We start from the raw sequence: 16,780 nt of genomic DNA on the forward strand, positions 1-16,780 counted from the left end.
TCAGGGATCCCGGCAGAAGGGAGGGTGTCGCAATTCGGGACACTCTTCGGTCGCCTGTCGACAATAGCGTTGAGCACGATCAACCCGCACCAGACACTGGAGGACCCGTGCTCACAGCGCGCAACCGCTTCGACAGGACCGCCATGGCGGCCAGCACCGCCGCTCTGCTCGCGGTCGTCGCGACCGCATGCTCCAGTACCGACACCGGTGGCGGGCCCGGGACCGGCGCCGAGCTCTCAGAGCTGGACGGTGCCCAGGCGGGCGACATCACCACCTTCTGCCCAGACAAGCCGACCAAGGTGCAGTTCATCAAGTCGCGCGGCGGAGACGTCTACTCGACGATCTCGGGTGCCGAGTTCGAGGCGGAGGCCGCCAAGTGCGACACCGTTGACGCGAGCTGGGTGAACGTGACGTCGGGCGTCCAGGGTGCGATCTCGGCGACGAACGCCGCCATTGCCCAAGGAGTGGAGGTGCTCGTCGTCCAGCCGGACTTCGGCGCTTCGCAGCTCCCGGCGATGCGTGCGGCGATGGACGCCGGGGTGACCGTGATCAGCGTGCTCGCGGGCACGGACGGCGTGAAGGGACAGGACTTCGTCGAGCAGGTCGTTTGGAGCGACCAGTCGATCGTCGAGAAGCAGGCCCGGTGGCTCGCCGAGAACGTCGAGTCGGGCCGGATCGCGTATCTCGGCGGGCCGGCAGGCGTGGTGTCGAGCGAACGCCTCTTCGCCGCATTCAAGAAGGAGCTCGCGGACGTGGCTCCCGACATCGAGATCGTCTCCGGGAACTGGATTGCGACCGACTGGGACCCCGGCAAGAAGCGCCAGGTCACGTCGGGCCTCACTGCCAAGTACGGTCGCATCGACGCGGTCGTGAGTGACTACGCGGCAACGGACACGGGTGCCGTGCAAGGCTTCCTCGACGCTGGTGGGCCGATGCCGGCGTTCCTCAACATCGCTTCGTCCCAGGCGTTCGTGTGTCTCGCCCAGGACAACGACGTTCGGTGGTTCGGACAGGACGGCACCACGGGAATGGCGGCGGTGGCTCTGCGCGTCGGACTTGCCGCCCATGAGGGTCACCGGTCGCCGGAGAAGCTCCCTGTCCCGCTGTCCGTCTACGCCGACACGGTCGCAGGCGTGAATCCGGACTGCGACGCGTCCCTGCCGCCCGACGCCGACCTGTCCTCGGCCCTGTCGGTCGCGGATCTGCAGGAACTCCTGAAGTAGCCGGGATGCCCGCAACGCGTGAGGACGAGGACGACATGACCCACGAGGGAACACCGACGAGCCACGGCGACAGCGTTGCTCTCCGGCTGGAGGGCGTCACGAAGGTCTTTCCTGGCGTCCGGGCTTTGGACGACGTCGAGCTGGAAGTGCCGCGCGGCGAGGTCCACGGGATCGTCGGCGAGAACGGCGCCGGGAAGTCCACGCTCATGGCGGTCGCTTCCGGCGTCCTCGTCCCCGACGCCGGCGCAGTGCAGGTAGACGGACACGTGCTGAAGCCGGGCGCCACCGGCGAAGCCCATGACCGGGGCATCGCCATCGTGCGGCAGGAGCCGGCCCTGCTGCCGGACCTGTCGGTGGCGGAGAACATGTATCTGGCAATGCCCCGTCGGTTGCGCCCGCCGATCGCGACTCTCGCTGCGTGGTCCCGAGACCTTCTCGAGGAGTGGAATCCCGAGCACGGAATCGACCCCAATGCTCGAGCGGGAAACCTGCGCCCGGAGGACCGGTTCGTCGTCGACATCGTCCGAGCCATCGCCCAACAGCCCGTCGTCCTCGTTCTGGACGAGCCGACCGAGCACCTGCGTGGGCCGGACATCGAGAGGTTGTTCACCGCTGTACGACGACAGGTCGATGCCGGAGGCGCGGTCGTCTACATCTCCCACCGCATCGTGGAGGTCAAGCAGGTCGCGAACCGGGTGAGCGTACTGCGCGACGGACAGCTCGTCGGGACCTACGATGCGTTGCTGCTCGACGAAGGCCGCATCGTTGACCTGATCGTCGGCCGTCGGCTGGGTGCGGTCTTCCCCGCCAAGCCTGATGTCTTCGCGACCGGTGGGCGCCGACCGGTGCTGGAGGTCGAGTCACTCGACCTGGAGGTATCGCCGGGCGAGATCATCGGATTCGCGGGCATCGAGGGAAACGGTCAGGAGAAAGCACTGCGCGCGATCGCCGGCTTGAACCCGGCGCGCCGCAGCATTGTGGTGGACGGCCGACCGGTGCAGCGTCATGACCCTCGAGTCGCCTACCTCACCGGTGACCGCCACCGAGAAGGGGTGTTTCCGGGGCTGGGGGTTCGGGAGACCGTCGCCCTGCGCAACCTCCCCGAGCTGTCACATGCCGGTTTCGTCAGGAGAGCCTGTGAGCGCGCCTTCGCCGATCAAGCCGTCCGTGACTTCGACGTCAAGACCCCCGACGTGGACACGCGTCTCGATTCACTCTCGGGCGGCAACCAGCAGAAGGTCCTGATCGCGAGCGCCCTCCGGCGTCAACCCCGGGTGCTCGCCGTTCACGAACCGACGCAGGGCGTCGATGTCGGGGCCAAGGTCGGCATCTACGACGTGCTGCGCGGTGAGGCGACGGAACAGGGGATGGCGGTGATCGTCGCTTCATCCGACGTCCGCGAGTTGGTCGGTCTGTGCGACCGGGTGCTGGTGTTCTCCCGCGGCCGGGTCACAGCCGAGCTCAAGGGAGACCAGTTGACCGAGGTGGCGGTGACCGCGGCGATGCTCACGACGACGACCGAGCGCGCCGACCGTACGGTGTCATCGACTCGTCTGCTCGGGTGGCTGGCGAGCGACTCCGCCCCGCTGGCGACGGTGGCCGTTGCCATCGCAGTGCTCGGTGTCCTGGCGGCCAGGTCCAGCGAGTTCTACCTGACGTCCATCAACTTCTCCCTGACCCTGGCGCTGGTCGCGGTACTCGGCTTCGCGGCGCTCGGACAGACCGTTGCGCTCGTGGCAGGAGTCGTCGACCTGTCGGTGGGTCCGCTCATGGGCTTCGTGGTCGTCGTGCAGTCCTTCTTCCTCGTGTACGGAGCTTCGGGGGGATCCCAGCTCGTGGGCTGGCTCCTCCTGCTGCTGGTGCCGTCAGCCGTGGGTTGGGTGAACTGGGCCCTGGTCGACCTGGTGCAGCTCAACGCAATCGTCGCCACCTTGGTCACCTTCATCGCCCTCCAGGCGCTGTCTCTCCTCCTTCGGCCGCAACCCGGCGGGGTCTTCATGCCGGCTTTGTTGGACGGGCTCCGAGCCAAGATCGGTCCTGTGCCGGTGGCCTTCGTCCTGTTGGTCGCCACGGCGCTCACGCTGCAGTTCCTCCTGCGACGAAGTCGTCCGGGGATCTGTCTGAGGGCCGTCGGCTCCGACGTCGAGGCGGCCCGGATCAACGGCGTCGAGGTACAGAGGGTGCGAGTGGCGGCCTTCGTCGGATGCAGCTGGCTGGGGGCGGTGGCGGCTCTGTTGATGATGGCCCAGGTCGGGACGGGCAATCCCACCTCCGGCGAGGAGTACACGCTGATCAGCATCTCAGCGGCCGTGATCGGCGGTGCCAGCCTCAACGGCGGGCGCGGCTCGTTCATCGGGGCTGCTGCCGCCGCTGTTCTGGTGACACAGGTCGTCGCGGCAGTGCCGTTCCTCGAACTTGGTCCGGCGTGGGCCTCGCTGCTTCCGGGTCTGATGACCTTGGCCGCCGTCGCCTTGTACTCGAAGAGCCGTCATGTCGCGACCCGTGACGAGTGAAGGAGGGACCACGATGACCGACTCCTCCCTGGCAGTGCGGCGCGGCTCGGAACCTGAGCGTGTCGATCGCACCCTGCGCTTCTCAGCTGCGGGTGCGCGGCGAGCCGCTCTGGGGTCGCACGCTGGGATCCTGGCGGCGACGGTGGTTCTGTTCGCAACAAGTGCCATAGTCGCGCCGAGCTCTCTGTCCAACTCGTCGCTCACGACGATGCTGCCGTTCTGGGCTGTCCTCGCGGTGATCGCCGTGGGGCAGACCCTCGTGGTGCAGCAGCGCGGTATCGACATGTCGGTCCCCGGCACCGTGACGCTGTGTGCCATGACTCTGCCCGTCCTCACCGGCCGCCACGACCTCCCGGTCGTCCTGGCCATCGCCGTCGTGGTCGCGGTCGGAGCTGGCATCGGGCTGGTCAACGGGCTTGTCATCATCTGGTTCCAGATCACCCCGCTGATCGCGACATTGGCCGTCAACGCCCTCACGCTCGGTGCAATGTTCGCGGCCACTCAGTCCATCGGCGCGGCCGCTCCGCAGGGCCTGCAACGGTTTGCCAGTGCGCGGCTTGCGGGCGTGCCGATGCTCGCCCTGGTGGCTGTCGCGGTAGTGCTGGGCGTCGCGGTTGTTTGCAACCTGACCACCTTCGGGCGGCGCTTCGTCGCGGTCGGCGCCAACCCCATGGCGGCGTCCGCACTAGGGATCAGGCCGTCGACGTACGTCCTCAGTGCCTACATCATCAGCTCGGCGCTGGCCGCGGTGGGCGCCGTGCTCCTCGTCGGCTATGTGCAGAACCCGAACGCCAACATCGGCGAGCCCTACTTGTTCCAGTCGATCACAGCTGTCGTGATCGGCGGAACCAGCCTGGCCGGTGGACGGGGGAGTCTTCTGGCTACCGCCACCGCCGCGCTCTTCCTCAGTCAGCTCGCCCAAGTGGTGCTGTCCCTCGGCGCCACGCCGTCGACGCAGCTTCTGGTCCAAGCGGCGGCCCTTGTCGTGGCCCTCGCCGGGTCGAACCTGCTTCGGGCGTGGACAGGACGAAGGTCACTTTCAACCCCAGCTGGAAAGAGGAGTCGATGAGCACACGTGAGCTCGGAGAGTCGATCGACGTCGTCGCCGACGTCCGTCAACGAGTTGCAAACCGAGTCGTCGGTCGCGAACGGGAGCTGGACCTCGTGCTTGCGGCGGTCGCGGCGGGCCGGGACCTGATCATTGAGGGACCGCCGGGAACATCGAAGACGACGTTGCTTCGGGCGATCACGGCCGAATGGCATGTGCCGTTCCTACTCGTTGAGGGAAATGCCGATCTCACGCCTTCGAAGCTGGTCGGTCACCACAACCCCGCGCGGGTGCTGACAGAAGACTTCCATGCCGACAATTTCGTCGATGGGCCGTTGCTGACTGCGATGCGTGAGGGCGGCTTCCTCTACGTCGAGGAGTTCAACCGCGCGCCCGATGACACCCTGAACACGCTCCTTGCAGCCATGGCCGATCGGGAGATCGTGGTTCCGAGGGTCGGTCGGGTGGTAGCGAAATCGACCTTCCGAGTCATCGCGTCCATGAACCCGTACGACAACGTGGGGACCACGCGACTGTCCTCGAGCGTCCATGACCGGATGTGCCGCCTTGCCGTCGACTATCAGGACACCCAGGCGGAGATGGAGATCCTCGCCGTTCGAGCCCCCAACACTCATCCTTGTGTGCCGACGGAGCTCGCGGACGCGGTGAGGCGGGACGCGGTGACGCTGACCCGCTCCACCCGCAACCACCCCGACGTGCGTCAGGGCAGCAGTGTTCGCGGTGCGATCGATCTTGCGCTTGTGGCTGGAGAGTTGCTGGCGCTGCGCGGTCTGACAACGGCCGGAGCAGATCTCGGGTCGACGGAGCCGTTGCGGGCGGCGTACATCGAAACCGTCTGGGACGCCGTGATCATCTCGTTGTCGGGGCGGATCCACGTCGATCAAGCAGTGGACGCCACCCCCGAAGCGGTGCTTCGCGAAATTTGGGAAGACCACTTCGTGCTCGAGGCCGCCGCAGCGTCTCCAGGTTGAAGGGCAATGGAAACCGAGTCGGTCCTTGCTCGGCGCACGCGGACACCTGGTGCGCCAGCCGCGCGCCGTGTTCGATCACCCCTCGCTCGCCGTCCGAAGACCCTGACCGATGCGCCGGTCCTTCACGAGCCTCCGCCGACCGGCGACGGTGGCGGCGGTGCCTTCACGCGCTCGCGGCGGGGCCCACGACGGGGATCGGCTGCGGCGCACGGCGGAGGCGCAGCGCTGGTGATCACCGACGATGCCGCTGAACTGCGGCCGACCGAGGCAGCTGCCATGGCTGACGGTGAGGTGAACCGTCGCGCGCGGGAGATTGCGGCCCGCCTTTCGTTGCCGAAGCCACGCCACGGACTCACCGACCGCAGGGGTGCCGGCCGTCTGCGTAGCGTGACCTACTCCGGATCGTCCGACGAGATCGACATCGAAGCGACGCTCGATCGCATGGTCGAGTCCGCGCAGCTGAGCGAGCGAGACATCGTCGTGCGGGAGCGCCGTCAGAATCGAAGGTCGATCGTGCTGGCGGTTGACGTCTCTGGGTCGATGAGTGGCGAGCGCGCCCGCACTGCGGCGGCCACGATCGGCGCGACGGTCGGTCAACTCGGAACCGATGCGGTGGGGGTCATTGCGTTCTGGTCGGACGCCTCTGTGCTCCTTCCGCTCGGTGAGCCCGCCTCCTCGGGTCTCGTACTCGACATGCTGCTACGACTGCCGTCTCGCGGATTGACGAACGTCGAGTTTCCCCTCCGGATTGCACTCTCGCAGCTCGAGCGAGTGCCCTGCCGGGACGCTCGCGTGCTGCTGCTTTCCGACTGTGTGCACAACGCCGGGCCTGACCCGCGCGCCGTCGCAGCTCAACTGCCGCGCCTGGACGTCCTCCTCGACACCTCGGGAGAACACGACGCAGACCTGGCCCGTGACCTTGCGGACTTGGGTCGCGGTCGAATCTCCTCCGCCGCAACGTATCGCGACGTCGGTCCCGCATTGTCACGGATCTTCAGTCAATGATCCGTGCCGCTGGTCAGCACCCCGGATTTCTGCATGCCGGCGTCAGCAAACCTGTCGCCCACCAATGAGAAGGAGAAGGATGATGAACCCTGAGATCGAGCAGGACCAGTCCGTTGAGCTGGCCGCGGAGGACCTCATCGAGGAGGTCTCGATCGACGGCATGTGCGGCGTCTACTGAGATGGACGCCTTGCTGGGGGAGCCGTGGATGCTCTCGCCGTCGGTGGCGTTGCGGCCGGAGCCCTTCGGGGCGCTGGCCTACCACTTCGGCAACCGGAAGCTGACCTTCCTGAAGCGGCCCGAGCTGGTCGCCGTCGTCCGGGCGTTGGGGGATGCCCCGGACGTGCGGACCGCGCTCGAGGTTGCGGGCGTCCCGGCCTCCCAGCACCCCGCCTACGCCGCCGCCCTGCGCGGGCTGGCGGCCACTGACATGATCCGCCCGCGGAAGGACGTCGCAGCATGACCATCGCACCTGAGAGGCCGCAGAACGCGAGCCTGGTCCAGCAGTTCGAGTACGGGCTGGACGCCCCGATCTGCCTGACGTGGGAGCTGACGTATGCGTGCAACCTGGAGTGCGCGCACTGCCTGTCCTCGTCGGGCCGGCGGGACCCGCGCGAGCTGTCGACCGAGCAGTGCAAGGCCGTGATCGACGAGCTGCAGCGGATGCAGGTGTTCTACGTGAACATCGGCGGCGGCGAGCCGACGATCCGCCCGGACTTCTGGGAGCTGCTGGAGTACGCCGTCAACCACCAGGTCGGCGTGAAGTTCTCCACCAACGGCGTGCGGATCACCCCCGAGCGTGCGGCCTTCCTGGCCTCCCCGGCGTGCAACGGGTACGTCGACGTGCAGATCTCGCTGGACGGTGCGACCGCTGAGGTCAACGACTACGTCCGCGGCCCGGGGTCCTACGACACCGCGCTGCGCGCGCTGCAGAACCTCAAGGACGCCGGGTTCGAGGACGCCAAGATCTCGGTGGTCTGCACGCGTGAGAACATCGGCCAGCTCGACGAGTTCAAGGCGCTGGCCGACCGGTTCGGCGCGACCCTGCGGCTGACCCGGCTGCGCCCCTCGGGCCGCGGCGCGGACGTGTGGGACGAGCTGCACCCGCTGCCGGAGCAGCAGCGCGAGCTCTACGACTGGCTGATGAAGCACACGGCCCAAGGAACGGCACAGGGCGAGGAGGTCCTGACGGGTGACTCGTTCTTCCACCTCGCCGCGTTCGGCGAGTCGCTGCCGGGGCTCAACCTCTGCGGTGCCGGCCGCGTCGTGTGCCTGATCGACCCGATCGGCGACGTCTACGCCTGCCCGTTCGCGATCCACGACAACTTCCTCGCCGGCAACCTGCTGGCCGAGGGCGGGTTCCAACGGGTGTGGCAGGACTCGGCGCTGTTCAACGAGCTCCGCTCGCCGCAGACCGGCGGGGCCTGCTCGTCGTGTGCCTTCTTCGACTCGTGCCGCGGTGGCTGCATGGCGGCGAAGTTCTTCACCGGCCTGCCGCTCGACGGCCCGGACCCCGAGTGCGTCCAGGGCTACGGCGAGCAGAGCCTCGATCGTCTGGGGGGCGATCGCGTGATCCCCGCAGCGAGCAAGGATCACTCCAAGGCCAACCCCACCCGCAACCAGCCGGTGATGCTCAAGCTTCTCGCCAGCCGACCGTCCGACGCGACTGGTCCCCTGACCCCGCCAGTGTCGGCGTGTGCCGAGAGTCCCCTCGCCGGGTTCGACCCGACGATCCGCTGACGCCGGGCCGCCGCGTCACCCTCCCGTTCGCGGCGGCCCGGACACCAATCAGGAAGCAGAGTTTGATGACGAAGTTCGAGTACCCCTGGAAGCAGAACCCCTGGTTCGAGTCGGTCGCCGTCGCGCAGGAGCGGGCCCGCAAGCGCCTGCCCCAGCCCGTGTACGGCGCACTGGTGGCCGGTTCCGAGCGGGGGCAGTCGATCGCGGACAACGAGGCGGCGTTCGCCGAGCTCGGGCTGGCGCCGCACGTGGTCGGCCAGCTCCCCGAGCGCAGCCAGGCCACGACGGTGTTCGGGCAGCAGATCGGGCTTCCGGTGATCATCTCCCCGACCGGCGTACAGGCGGTGCACCCGGACGGCGAGGTCGCCGTGGCCCGTGCGGCCGCGGCACGGGGCACGATCATGGGGCTGTCGAACTTCGCGTCCAAGTCCGTCGAGGACGTCACCGCGACCGGGGCGAGCACGTTCTTCCAGATGTACTGGACGGGCGACCGCGACACGATGGTCCAGCGGATGACCCGTGCCCACGCGGCCGGGGTCAAGGGCCTGATCGCCACCCTGGACTGGTCGTTCTCGATGGGCCGGGACTGGGGCAGCCCGGAGATCCCCGAGAAGGTCGACCTCAAGGCGATGGTCCGCCTGGCTCCGAAGGTCGCGACCAAGCCGCGGTGGATGTGGCAGTTCGGCACGGAGTTCAGGGCCACCGGCAAGCTGCCGGACCTGACCGCGCCCAATCTCGCGCCGCCCGGGGAGACCACCGGACCGACCTTCTTCGGTGCCTACTACGAGTGGATGACCACCCCGCCGCCCAGCTGGGACGACGTGGCGTGGATGCGAGAGACCTGGGCGCAGATCTCCGGCACGCCGTTCGTGCTCAAGGGGGTGTGCCGCGTCGACGACGCCCTGCGCGCGGTCGACGCCGGCGTCTCCGGGATCTCGGTGTCCAACCATGGCGGCAACAACCTCGACGGCACCCCGGCCGCGATCCGGATGGTCCGCCCGATCGCCGAGGCGGTGGGCCACGAGATCGATGTCGTCATGGACGGCGGCGTACGCCGCGGCTCCGACGTGGTCAAGGCGCTCGCGATGGGCGCGAAGGCCGTGCTGATCGGCCGTGCGTACCTGTGGGGGCTCGCGGCCAACGGCCAGGCCGGCGTGGAGAACGTCCTCGACGTGCTCTCCGGCGGCATCGACTCCGCCCTGCGCGGGCTCGCCCTGGCCTCGACCGCCGAGCTGCGGCCCGAGCACCTGCTCGTGCCCGAGGGCTTCGACCGCGCGCTCGGCGTGATCGATCGGGCGCAAGCCTCCCGGTGACCACACGTCATGGAAATAGCACTGGCGTCGACGCCTTCGCCGCGGGTTCCGGACCAAGCAACGTTGCTCGTCCCTGTCGGCTCGACGGAGCAGCACGGCCCGCACCTCCCGCTCGACACCGATACCGAAATCGCCGTCGCTGTTGCCGAGCAGGCGGCCAAGCTTCTACGCCGTCGAAGGATCAACGTCGTCGTGGCCCCGCCGATCGCCTACGGTTCCAGCGGCGAGCACCAGGACTTTCCCGGAACGATCTCGATCGGCACTGAGGTACTTCGAGCTGTGCTGGTCGAAGTCGTGCGCTCAGCCTGCACCTGGGCTCGTCGCGTGGTGCTGGTCAACGGCCATGGAGGCAACATCGCTGCTGTCAGGAGCGCAGTTGCTCAGACGCGCGCTGAGGGCCGTGATGTCTCGTGGGTGCCATGCTCGCACCCTGCATCAGACCTGCACGCTGGCCACACAGAAACATCGCTGATGCTCCACCTCAAACCGTGGGAAGTTCGGCAGGAGCGTGCAGAGCTGGGCAACACCGCCCCGCTCGACGTGCTGTACGACGACATGCGGAGGGACGGCGTCAAGGCCGTCTCCCCCAACGGTGTCTTGGGTGATCCGCGGCAAGCGGACGCCGACGCTGGCCACGAGATCTTCGACCAGATGGCGTGGAACGTCGTACGCAACGTCATCCCCTGGCCGATTGCTGCCTCGTGACGCACCAGCCGTGGCTCTTGCAAGAGCACCGCTCAACTTGGACGACGTCAGCCAACAAGGGAGAGAAGATGAGTTCCAACGTGCCTTTCACTGTCGCAGTGATTGGAGGGACCGGACCGCAGGGCAAGGGCCTCGGCTACCGCTTCGCGCGGTCCGGCCATCGAGTGGTGTTCGGATCTCGGTCGGCGGACAGAGCGGAAGCGGTCGCTTCGGAAGTTGCTGATCGGCTGGGCACGGCATCCGGCGTCGGCACCGTTCAAGGCGCCACCAACGCCAAGGCGATCGAAGCCGCCGAGGTTGTCCTGCTAGCGGTTCCCTACGAGGGTCACGATTCCCTTGTCCAGTCGCTCTCAGACCAACTGGTGGGCAAGACGGTGATCTCATGCGTGAACCCGCTGGCATTCGACAAGCGAGGTGCACACGGCCGAGTGATCGACGGAGGCGAAGGATCTGCTGCTGAATCAGCGCAGAGGCTGGCACCGGGAGCCACCGTCGTCGGGGCATTTCACAATGTATCCGCCGTGGGCCTGTGGGGCGATGACGACTTCTTGGATGAAGACGTGATCGTCGTCGGCGACTCAGAGGAGGGCAAGCTAGTCGCTGCCCGGCTGGCCGTCGCCGTCACCGGCCGCCCCGGGATCGACGGGGGGAAGCTTCGTTTGGCCCGGGTTCTCGAGCCGCTCACATCGGTGCTGATTTCGATCAACCGCAAGTACAAGATGCACGCAGGGATTCGTGTCACGGGGCTACCCGACGCGAAGGAACATCGGTGAGCCACGTGTGCGACGGGAGGACCGCAGAGAGTGGGCTGGGAATCGCACGAGGCGGTCGCGCCCGACTCGCGCCCCGCCCCTCGTCCTCCCGAGGCAAGCGTGTGAACCCTGGCCGGTGTCCTCAAAGGTGCTGTCGAGACCCCCGCCGGGGAACCTCACGATGAGCAGACCTGACGCGCGTGTTGTGGCAATTATCGGTACCACAAGACGAAGTGTTGCTTTCGCAAAGGTGCTGGCAGCCGGCGGGACCAAGGTCGTCATCGGAGGCAAGGGAGCAGAGGCGGACGATATTGCGCGAACCCTCCGACAACGTGGACTGCCGGTCGTCGGAGCCCCGCATACGGCCGCTGCCGGCGCGGCTGAGTTGGCGATCGTTGCGCTGTCGTGGGCTGATCATGCCAACGTGTTGAAACTCCTCTCGCGCGAGTTGGCGGGCAAGGTCGTCGTGGACAGCGTGGCGCCCCTCGGGTTCGACGCGAAGGGACCATACGCTCTGCCGGTACTTGACGGATCCGCTACGGAGCAGGCTGCCTTCTTCCTGCCGCAAAGCCGTGTTGTCGGAGCCTTCCATCACCTCAGCGCTTCAATGCTCGACGAAGCCTCGTGGGACAAACCCGTGGACACGTTCGTATTCGGCGATGATGACGACGGCGTCGAAGCCGTTCTCTCGCTGGCGGCGTTGATCCCCGGGGTGCGCGGTTGGCGAGCCGGCCGCTTGCGCGACGCTCAGCAGATCGAGGCGCTGACAGCCAACCTCATCGCCATCAACCACCACCACGGTGTCCGTCCTGGCTTGACGATCAACGACCACTCGGCAGGGTCTTGGCTGCCATTTGCAGCGGCAGACCACTCGGCCGCGCCCCCCTCAGTAGTTCAGCCGACGGAGCCGTCGGGGCTTGCCGACGAAGGCCGGCCTACCGCCCCGGCCTTTCGCGATGTGCTCGGCGGCTCGGATGCCGCATTGCAGGAAGGGGTCGCATCGTGAGCCCTGGGAGGGTCGCTGACCGTGACGCTCCTCGTGACGGTTCGACGATGTACTCGCGCGTAGTCCTGGTCACGGGCGCGGCTCGGGGTATCGGAGCCGCGACGATGCGACGTCTGGTCGCGCAGGGCTCTTGCGTGGTGGCTGTCGATGAGTCGACCCCGACGGATGAGGCATGCGACAACGTGCTTCCGTTCTTGGCCGACGTTCGCGACCGGGCCGCGCTGGCTGCTGCGGTCGCCGCTGCGTTGGACCGGTGGGGCCGGCTGGACGCGGCGGTCGCGGCCGCGGCGGTGGTTGCGGGCGGCGTACCGCTGTGGGAGACGTCGGAGGCCGACCTCGACCTGCTGTGGGATGTGGACGTGAAGGGCGTGTGGAACACCGCTGCCGTCACCGTGCCCGCGATGCTCGCCGGGCCCGACCCCGTGGGTGCACGGTTCGTTGCGATCGCGTCGGCCGCCGGGCACCACGGGTTGCACCACCTCGCTGCGTACAACGTTGCCAAGCATGCCGTCGTCGGACTGGTGAAGGGTCTCGCTGCCGACCTGGTCGGCACCGGCGCGACCGCCTGTGCGGTCTCGCCCGGGTCGACGCGCACCCCGATGCTCGAGGCCACCGCCGCGCTCTACGGGCTCGACGACGTCGAGGTCTTCGCCGGCAACCAGCTGCTGCGGCGGATCCTCGAGCCCGACGAGGTCGCGGCCACCGTCGCCTTCTGCTGCAGCCGGGAGGCCGCGGTTCTCAACGGCTCGGTCGTCCACGCCGACGGCGGCTTCGCGCCATGACCAGCTTGGCAGACGGGTTCCGCGTCCGGCTGCGTGACGACCTCGTCCGCGCCGACGGCGGACGGCTCCTGGTCGGCGGCTCGCCGGTCCGGGCCGTTCGGCTCGGCGACCGCGCCCGCGCCCTGCTCGACAATGGGGAGCTGACTGTCGCCGACGCCGCCACTGCCGGGCTGGCTCGTCGCCTGCTCGACGGCAATTTGGCCGAACCCGTCCTCGATGACATCGAAGTCCCGCTCGCGGACCTGACGGTCGTGGTTCCGGTCCGGGACCGGGCCAACCAGCTCTCCCGCTGCCTTGCCGCGCTCGTGCCGTTGCGCGTGATCGTCGTGGACGACGCCTCCGAGCAACCGCACGCCGTGGCCGAGGTCGCCCGACGACACGGCGCCCGCCTGCTCCCGCTGACCACCAACCTCGGTCCGGCCGGTGCCCGCAACGCCGGCCTCCGTCTCGTCCGGACGCCGCTGGTCGCCTTCGTCGACTCCGACGTGACCGTTGACGCCGCGGCCCTGCGCGACCTCGGCCGCCACTGCGCGGATCCTCGGGTCGCCCTCGTCGGCCCCCGGGTGGTCGGTCTGGCGCGGAGCGCCCCGACCGGCCGGCGGGCCCGCTGGTTCGAGCGGTACGACGCCGTTGCTTCGTCGCTCGACCTCGGCCGCACCGGCGGCCGGGTCCTGCCCGGTGCGGCGATCGGGTGGCTCCCGTCCGCGTGCCTCGTCGGACGCACCGAGCTCCTCGGGGAGGGCTTTGAGCACGCTTGGCGGGTCGCGGAGGACGTCGATCTCGTGTGGCGGCTGACCGACGCTGGACACGTGGTCCGCTACGACCCGACGGTCGAGGCCCACCATGACGTCCGTGGCAGCGTTCGCGCCTGGCTGGGCCGCAAGTTCGTCTACGGCACCGGTGGAGCCGACCTCGCCGCCCGGCACGGCGACAAGGTCGCCCCCGCGGTGCTGTCGCCCACGATGGCCCTCGCTGCGGCCGTCGTCCTGCAGCGCCGCTGGTGGTCCCTGCCCGTCGCCTCGCTCGCGACGTGGCGTACCGCGCGCCGGCTTTCCCCCGGCCTCCCCGCCACCACGGACCGCCCTGCCGTCGCCCGCGGCCTCGCCGTCCGCGGACTCGGCTGGGCCGTGCGCCAGGAGTCCGGCCTCCTGCTCCGTCACTGGTGGCCGTTCGCAGCGCTCGCCGCCCCAGTCAGCGGTCCGGTCCGACGGGCGCTCGCCACCGCCGTGCTCGTCGACCTTGCCGTCTTCCTCCACGAACGCCCCGGCGTCGATCCGCTGACTGCGGTCGCCGCCCGCCGGCTCGACGACCTTGCCTACGGCAGTGGCCTGTGGTGGGGAGCCCTCAGGCGACGCTGCTTCCGCTGCCTTGCGGTCCGTTGGTTGAGGTGATGCGCCGGGCACCGCCTTGTGATGTGAGCGTCTCGCCCGTTGACTGATGCTGGCTCTTCAGCTCAGATCGATGGCTCTTCCTAGTCGAGGTGGGTGAGCGCGCCGCCCGAGTCGGGCGATCTCGGGTCACCCGTTCGCCAAGAACGGAAGGGTGGTGTCCCGGGCGCGGCACATGGCCTCCGCCAGCGGCAGCTTGCGGTGTTCGTCGGAGAGGATCTCCACCCCCCACGGTCCGGAAAATCCGAGGGTGCGCATCGCCTCGACCAGGCACCCGATGTCGATCGCACCCTCGCCTGGATACCGGCGATTGTGGACAGTGTCGGTGAACAGGTCTTCGCCAGCAGCCGCTGCGTCCGCGTCGGTGATCTCGACTGCCCACACCTGACCCGCGGGCACGGTGGCGAGGAGTTCCTCCACCGTGGTGCCGGCACGCAGCACATGCCAGAAGTCCACCAGCAGACCGATGTTGTCCATACCTGCGAGGCTGACCAGCTCCGACCCGCGCGGAACGGACTCGACCATCGCGACGGCGGCGGGTTCGAGAACGATCCGGTGGCCACGGGCTGCGGCAGTCTTGCCCAGCTGCCGCAGGGGCTCGACAAGTGGCGCCAAGTCGGGAATCGGCTCCTGGAATGCGGTGCCGACCTTGATGAAGGCGGCGCCGAGCTCGTCAGCGGCATCCAGCAGCACATCGAGGGTCCGGCGCGAAGCCGCGCCTGCCTCGCCGTCGCACCACCAGTCGGTCAGGAACTCCACCTCGACATGGGTGATCCCGGCGGCGTCGAGCAGTCGCCGCATCTGGGGGAGTGAGCCAGCTTCGCGCGCGATGGCCAATTCGTCCTGTGTGAAGCCCATGCCCGTCCACCCCTGCCCGGCGAGGATCTCGATCCGGTCGGCATGCGAATAGGGGCTCACCCAGAGGGGATCGACTGGTGTCACGTCGCCCAGGATCGTCCAGGACGTGGCGACGAGCGGATGTGTGGTCACAGAAACTCCAATCACGGATCTTCGGCCGGGCCAGCCGGTCGGCGAGAAGTGCGCCGACACCGGTCTTCCTCAGGCCTCCGCCGGAGTCGAGGGGAAAGCGGATGTCCCCTGATGATCAGTACGGCCCCGTGCGCTGCAGTTGTCCCACGTTGAGACAGGCGTTCTTGTCGACACGAGCACTGCTGGCACCCGTGGGGACCGCGGGATGTCTAGAACACGGTGGCACGCTCCTCGCCTCCGGTGAGCCCCGGTACCTCACCTCTTCCGCCAGGTGCGCCAATGCCGGAGCCATCGGCAATGGCCGCCCAGTGTCCGGAAATGGAACAACCCGTCGCAACGATTCCGCCTCACATTCGATGCGGCTCGTCTCGGACGAAGCCGCCGATGTCGCCGGCGTCGTACGGCCGCTCGACGCCGGCCACCTTGATTCTTCCCAGCTACAGCGGCAACCCGACGGAGGTTCGACCACGATGACAGACCAGCAGTGGCCACGCAGATTCGAAGGCAAGGTCGTGTTCATCACCGGCCTCGGCAGGGGACAGGGACGTCAGCACGCCGTCGACTTCGCCCGCGAGGGCGCAAGAATCGTGGGCCTGGATGTGCTCGACGACATCGCTTCGTCGAACCAGCCCGCCGCCACCCGCGCGGACCTCGACCAGACCGTCAAGCTGGTTGAAGCGGCTGGGAGCGAGATCGTCGCGCTCAAGGGCGACGTCCGGGACTTCGATGCCGTGCGGGAGACCGTCGCCGCCGGTGTCGAAGCCTTCGGTCGCCTGGATGTGGTCGTGGGCAACGCCGGCATCACGCCGGGCGACCTGCGGCCGTTCTGGGAGCTGAGCCGGGAGAGCTGGCGCGAGACAGTCGATGTCAACCTGACTGGTCTCTTCCACACGGTGCAGGCCGCGGCCCCGGCGATGATCGAAGCGGGCAACGGTGGCGCGATGGTGCTCACCGGTTCCATCTCCGGGGGCAAGGGATGGGCGAACATGGCGCACTACTGCTCCACGAAGTTCGGGCTGATCGGGCTGATGCGGGTCATGGCGATCGAGCTCGCCCCTCACGGGATCAGGGCGAACGTCGTATCACCGACCAACGTGGACACCCAGATGTTCATGAACCCGGTGATCCAGAAGTTGTTCGCTCCTCACCTCGAGGCACCGAGCAGGGATGAATGGCGCGCCGTGACCCGGGACATGCACCTGCTCGACATCGGCTGGGTGGAGCCAGAGGACATCAGTGCGGCGGTGCGCTGGATCACCTCCGACGAAGCCCGCTACGTCACCGGCACGACACTGCCGGTCGACGGTGGCGCACTGGCGAAGTAG

The 16,780-nt window shown here is 68.2% G+C and carries 16 protein-coding genes; 15 read left to right on the plus strand and 1 reads right to left on the minus strand.

All coding sequences use genetic code 11. The features are described 5' to 3' along the window. Nucleotides 1-107 precede the first annotated feature (107 nt). The 14 genes from ACPZVR_RS15490 to mftF all read left to right on the plus strand — a co-directional run bounded on the left by ACPZVR_RS15490 (nucleotide 108) and on the right by mftF (nucleotide 14,468). Complete coding sequence (locus ACPZVR_RS15490; protein ID WP_436700502.1) at nucleotides 108-1,223, plus strand: substrate-binding domain-containing protein; 1,116 nt, start codon at nucleotides 108-110, stop codon at nucleotides 1,221-1,223. A gap of 35 nt (nucleotides 1,224-1,258) precedes the next feature. Further along, the gene (locus ACPZVR_RS15495; protein WP_436700503.1) at nucleotides 1,259-3,736 is read left to right on the plus strand and encodes an ATP-binding cassette domain-containing protein; all 2,478 of its coding nucleotides are present in this window, start codon (nucleotides 1,259-1,261) and stop codon (nucleotides 3,734-3,736) included. 13 nt (nucleotides 3,737-3,749) lie between these two features. Continuing rightward, entirely contained in the window at nucleotides 3,750-4,805 is a 1,056-nt protein-coding gene (locus ACPZVR_RS15500) for an ABC transporter permease (RefSeq protein ID WP_436700504.1), read from the plus strand. Continuing rightward, a complete protein-coding gene (locus ACPZVR_RS15505; protein WP_436700505.1) occupies nucleotides 4,802-5,776 on the plus strand; it encodes an AAA family ATPase in 975 nt (324 codons plus the stop codon). The genes ACPZVR_RS15500 and ACPZVR_RS15505 overlap by 4 nt, the downstream gene beginning before the upstream one ends. 228 nt (nucleotides 5,777-6,004) lie before the next feature. Beyond that, entirely contained in the window at nucleotides 6,005-6,781 is a 777-nt protein-coding gene (locus tag ACPZVR_RS15510) for a vWA domain-containing protein (RefSeq protein WP_436700506.1), read from the plus strand. 82 nt (nucleotides 6,782-6,863) lie between these two features. Then, the gene (mftA, locus tag ACPZVR_RS15515) at nucleotides 6,864-6,959 is read left to right on the plus strand and encodes a mycofactocin precursor MftA (RefSeq protein ID WP_436700507.1); all 96 of its coding nucleotides are present in this window, start codon (nucleotides 6,864-6,866) and stop codon (nucleotides 6,957-6,959) included. Between the two features lies 1 nt (nucleotide 6,960). Next, complete coding sequence (mftB, locus tag ACPZVR_RS15520; protein ID WP_436700508.1) at nucleotides 6,961-7,242, plus strand: mycofactocin biosynthesis chaperone MftB; 282 nt, start codon at nucleotides 6,961-6,963, stop codon at nucleotides 7,240-7,242. Further along, on the plus strand, nucleotides 7,239-8,519 hold the full coding sequence (mftC, locus tag ACPZVR_RS15525) for a mycofactocin radical SAM maturase (protein WP_436700509.1): 1,281 nt from the start codon (nucleotides 7,239-7,241) through the stop codon (nucleotides 8,517-8,519). The genes mftB and mftC overlap by 4 nt, the downstream gene beginning before the upstream one ends. 65 nt (nucleotides 8,520-8,584) lie before the next feature. Beyond that, nucleotides 8,585-9,832: a pre-mycofactocin synthase MftD gene (gene mftD / locus ACPZVR_RS15530; protein WP_436700510.1), complete on the plus strand. Its 1,248-nt coding sequence runs from the start codon at nucleotides 8,585-8,587 to the stop codon at nucleotides 9,830-9,832. Nucleotides 9,833-9,841: 9 nt separating this feature from the next. After that, nucleotides 9,842-10,537 carry a mycofactocin biosynthesis peptidyl-dipeptidase MftE gene (gene mftE, locus ACPZVR_RS15535; RefSeq protein ID WP_436700511.1) on the plus strand — a complete coding sequence of 232 codons (696 nt, stop codon included), beginning with the start codon at nucleotides 9,842-9,844 and terminating at the stop codon, nucleotides 10,535-10,537. A 68-nt stretch (nucleotides 10,538-10,605) separates the two neighbouring features. Beyond that, nucleotides 10,606-11,310 carry an NADPH-dependent F420 reductase gene (gene npdG / locus ACPZVR_RS15540; RefSeq protein WP_436700512.1) on the plus strand — a complete coding sequence of 235 codons (705 nt, stop codon included), beginning with the start codon at nucleotides 10,606-10,608 and terminating at the stop codon, nucleotides 11,308-11,310. A 160-nt stretch (nucleotides 11,311-11,470) separates the two neighbouring features. Continuing rightward, nucleotides 11,471-12,295, plus strand: a complete 825-nt coding sequence (locus tag ACPZVR_RS15545) for an NAD(P)-binding domain-containing protein (protein WP_436700513.1) — start codon at nucleotides 11,471-11,473, stop codon at nucleotides 12,293-12,295. Nucleotides 12,296-12,342: 47 nt separating this feature from the next. After that, nucleotides 12,343-13,077: a mycofactocin-coupled SDR family oxidoreductase gene (locus ACPZVR_RS15550; protein WP_436700514.1), complete on the plus strand. Its 735-nt coding sequence runs from the start codon at nucleotides 12,343-12,345 to the stop codon at nucleotides 13,075-13,077. Next, nucleotides 13,074-14,468, plus strand: coding sequence for a mycofactocin biosynthesis glycosyltransferase MftF (gene mftF / locus ACPZVR_RS15555; RefSeq protein ID WP_436700515.1), 1,395 nt, complete (start codon nucleotides 13,074-13,076; stop codon nucleotides 14,466-14,468). The genes ACPZVR_RS15550 and mftF overlap by 4 nt, the downstream gene beginning before the upstream one ends. 126 nt (nucleotides 14,469-14,594) lie before the next feature. Here the strand turns inward: mftF and ACPZVR_RS15560 are convergent, their stop codons facing one another. Then, the gene (locus ACPZVR_RS15560) at nucleotides 14,595-15,455 is read right to left on the minus strand and encodes a sugar phosphate isomerase/epimerase family protein (protein WP_436700516.1); all 861 of its coding nucleotides are present in this window, start codon (nucleotides 15,453-15,455) and stop codon (nucleotides 14,595-14,597) included. Nucleotides 15,456-15,925: 470 nt separating this feature from the next. Between ACPZVR_RS15560 and ACPZVR_RS15565 the strand changes: the two genes are divergently transcribed. Next, nucleotides 15,926-16,780 (plus strand): mycofactocin-coupled SDR family oxidoreductase, encoded by an 855-nt coding sequence (locus ACPZVR_RS15565; protein WP_436700517.1) that lies wholly within the window; start codon nucleotides 15,926-15,928, stop codon nucleotides 16,778-16,780.

Source organism: Nocardioides segetis (assembly GCF_051390595.1).
Taxonomy (GTDB): Bacteria; Actinomycetota; Actinomycetes; order Propionibacteriales; family Nocardioidaceae; genus Nocardioides.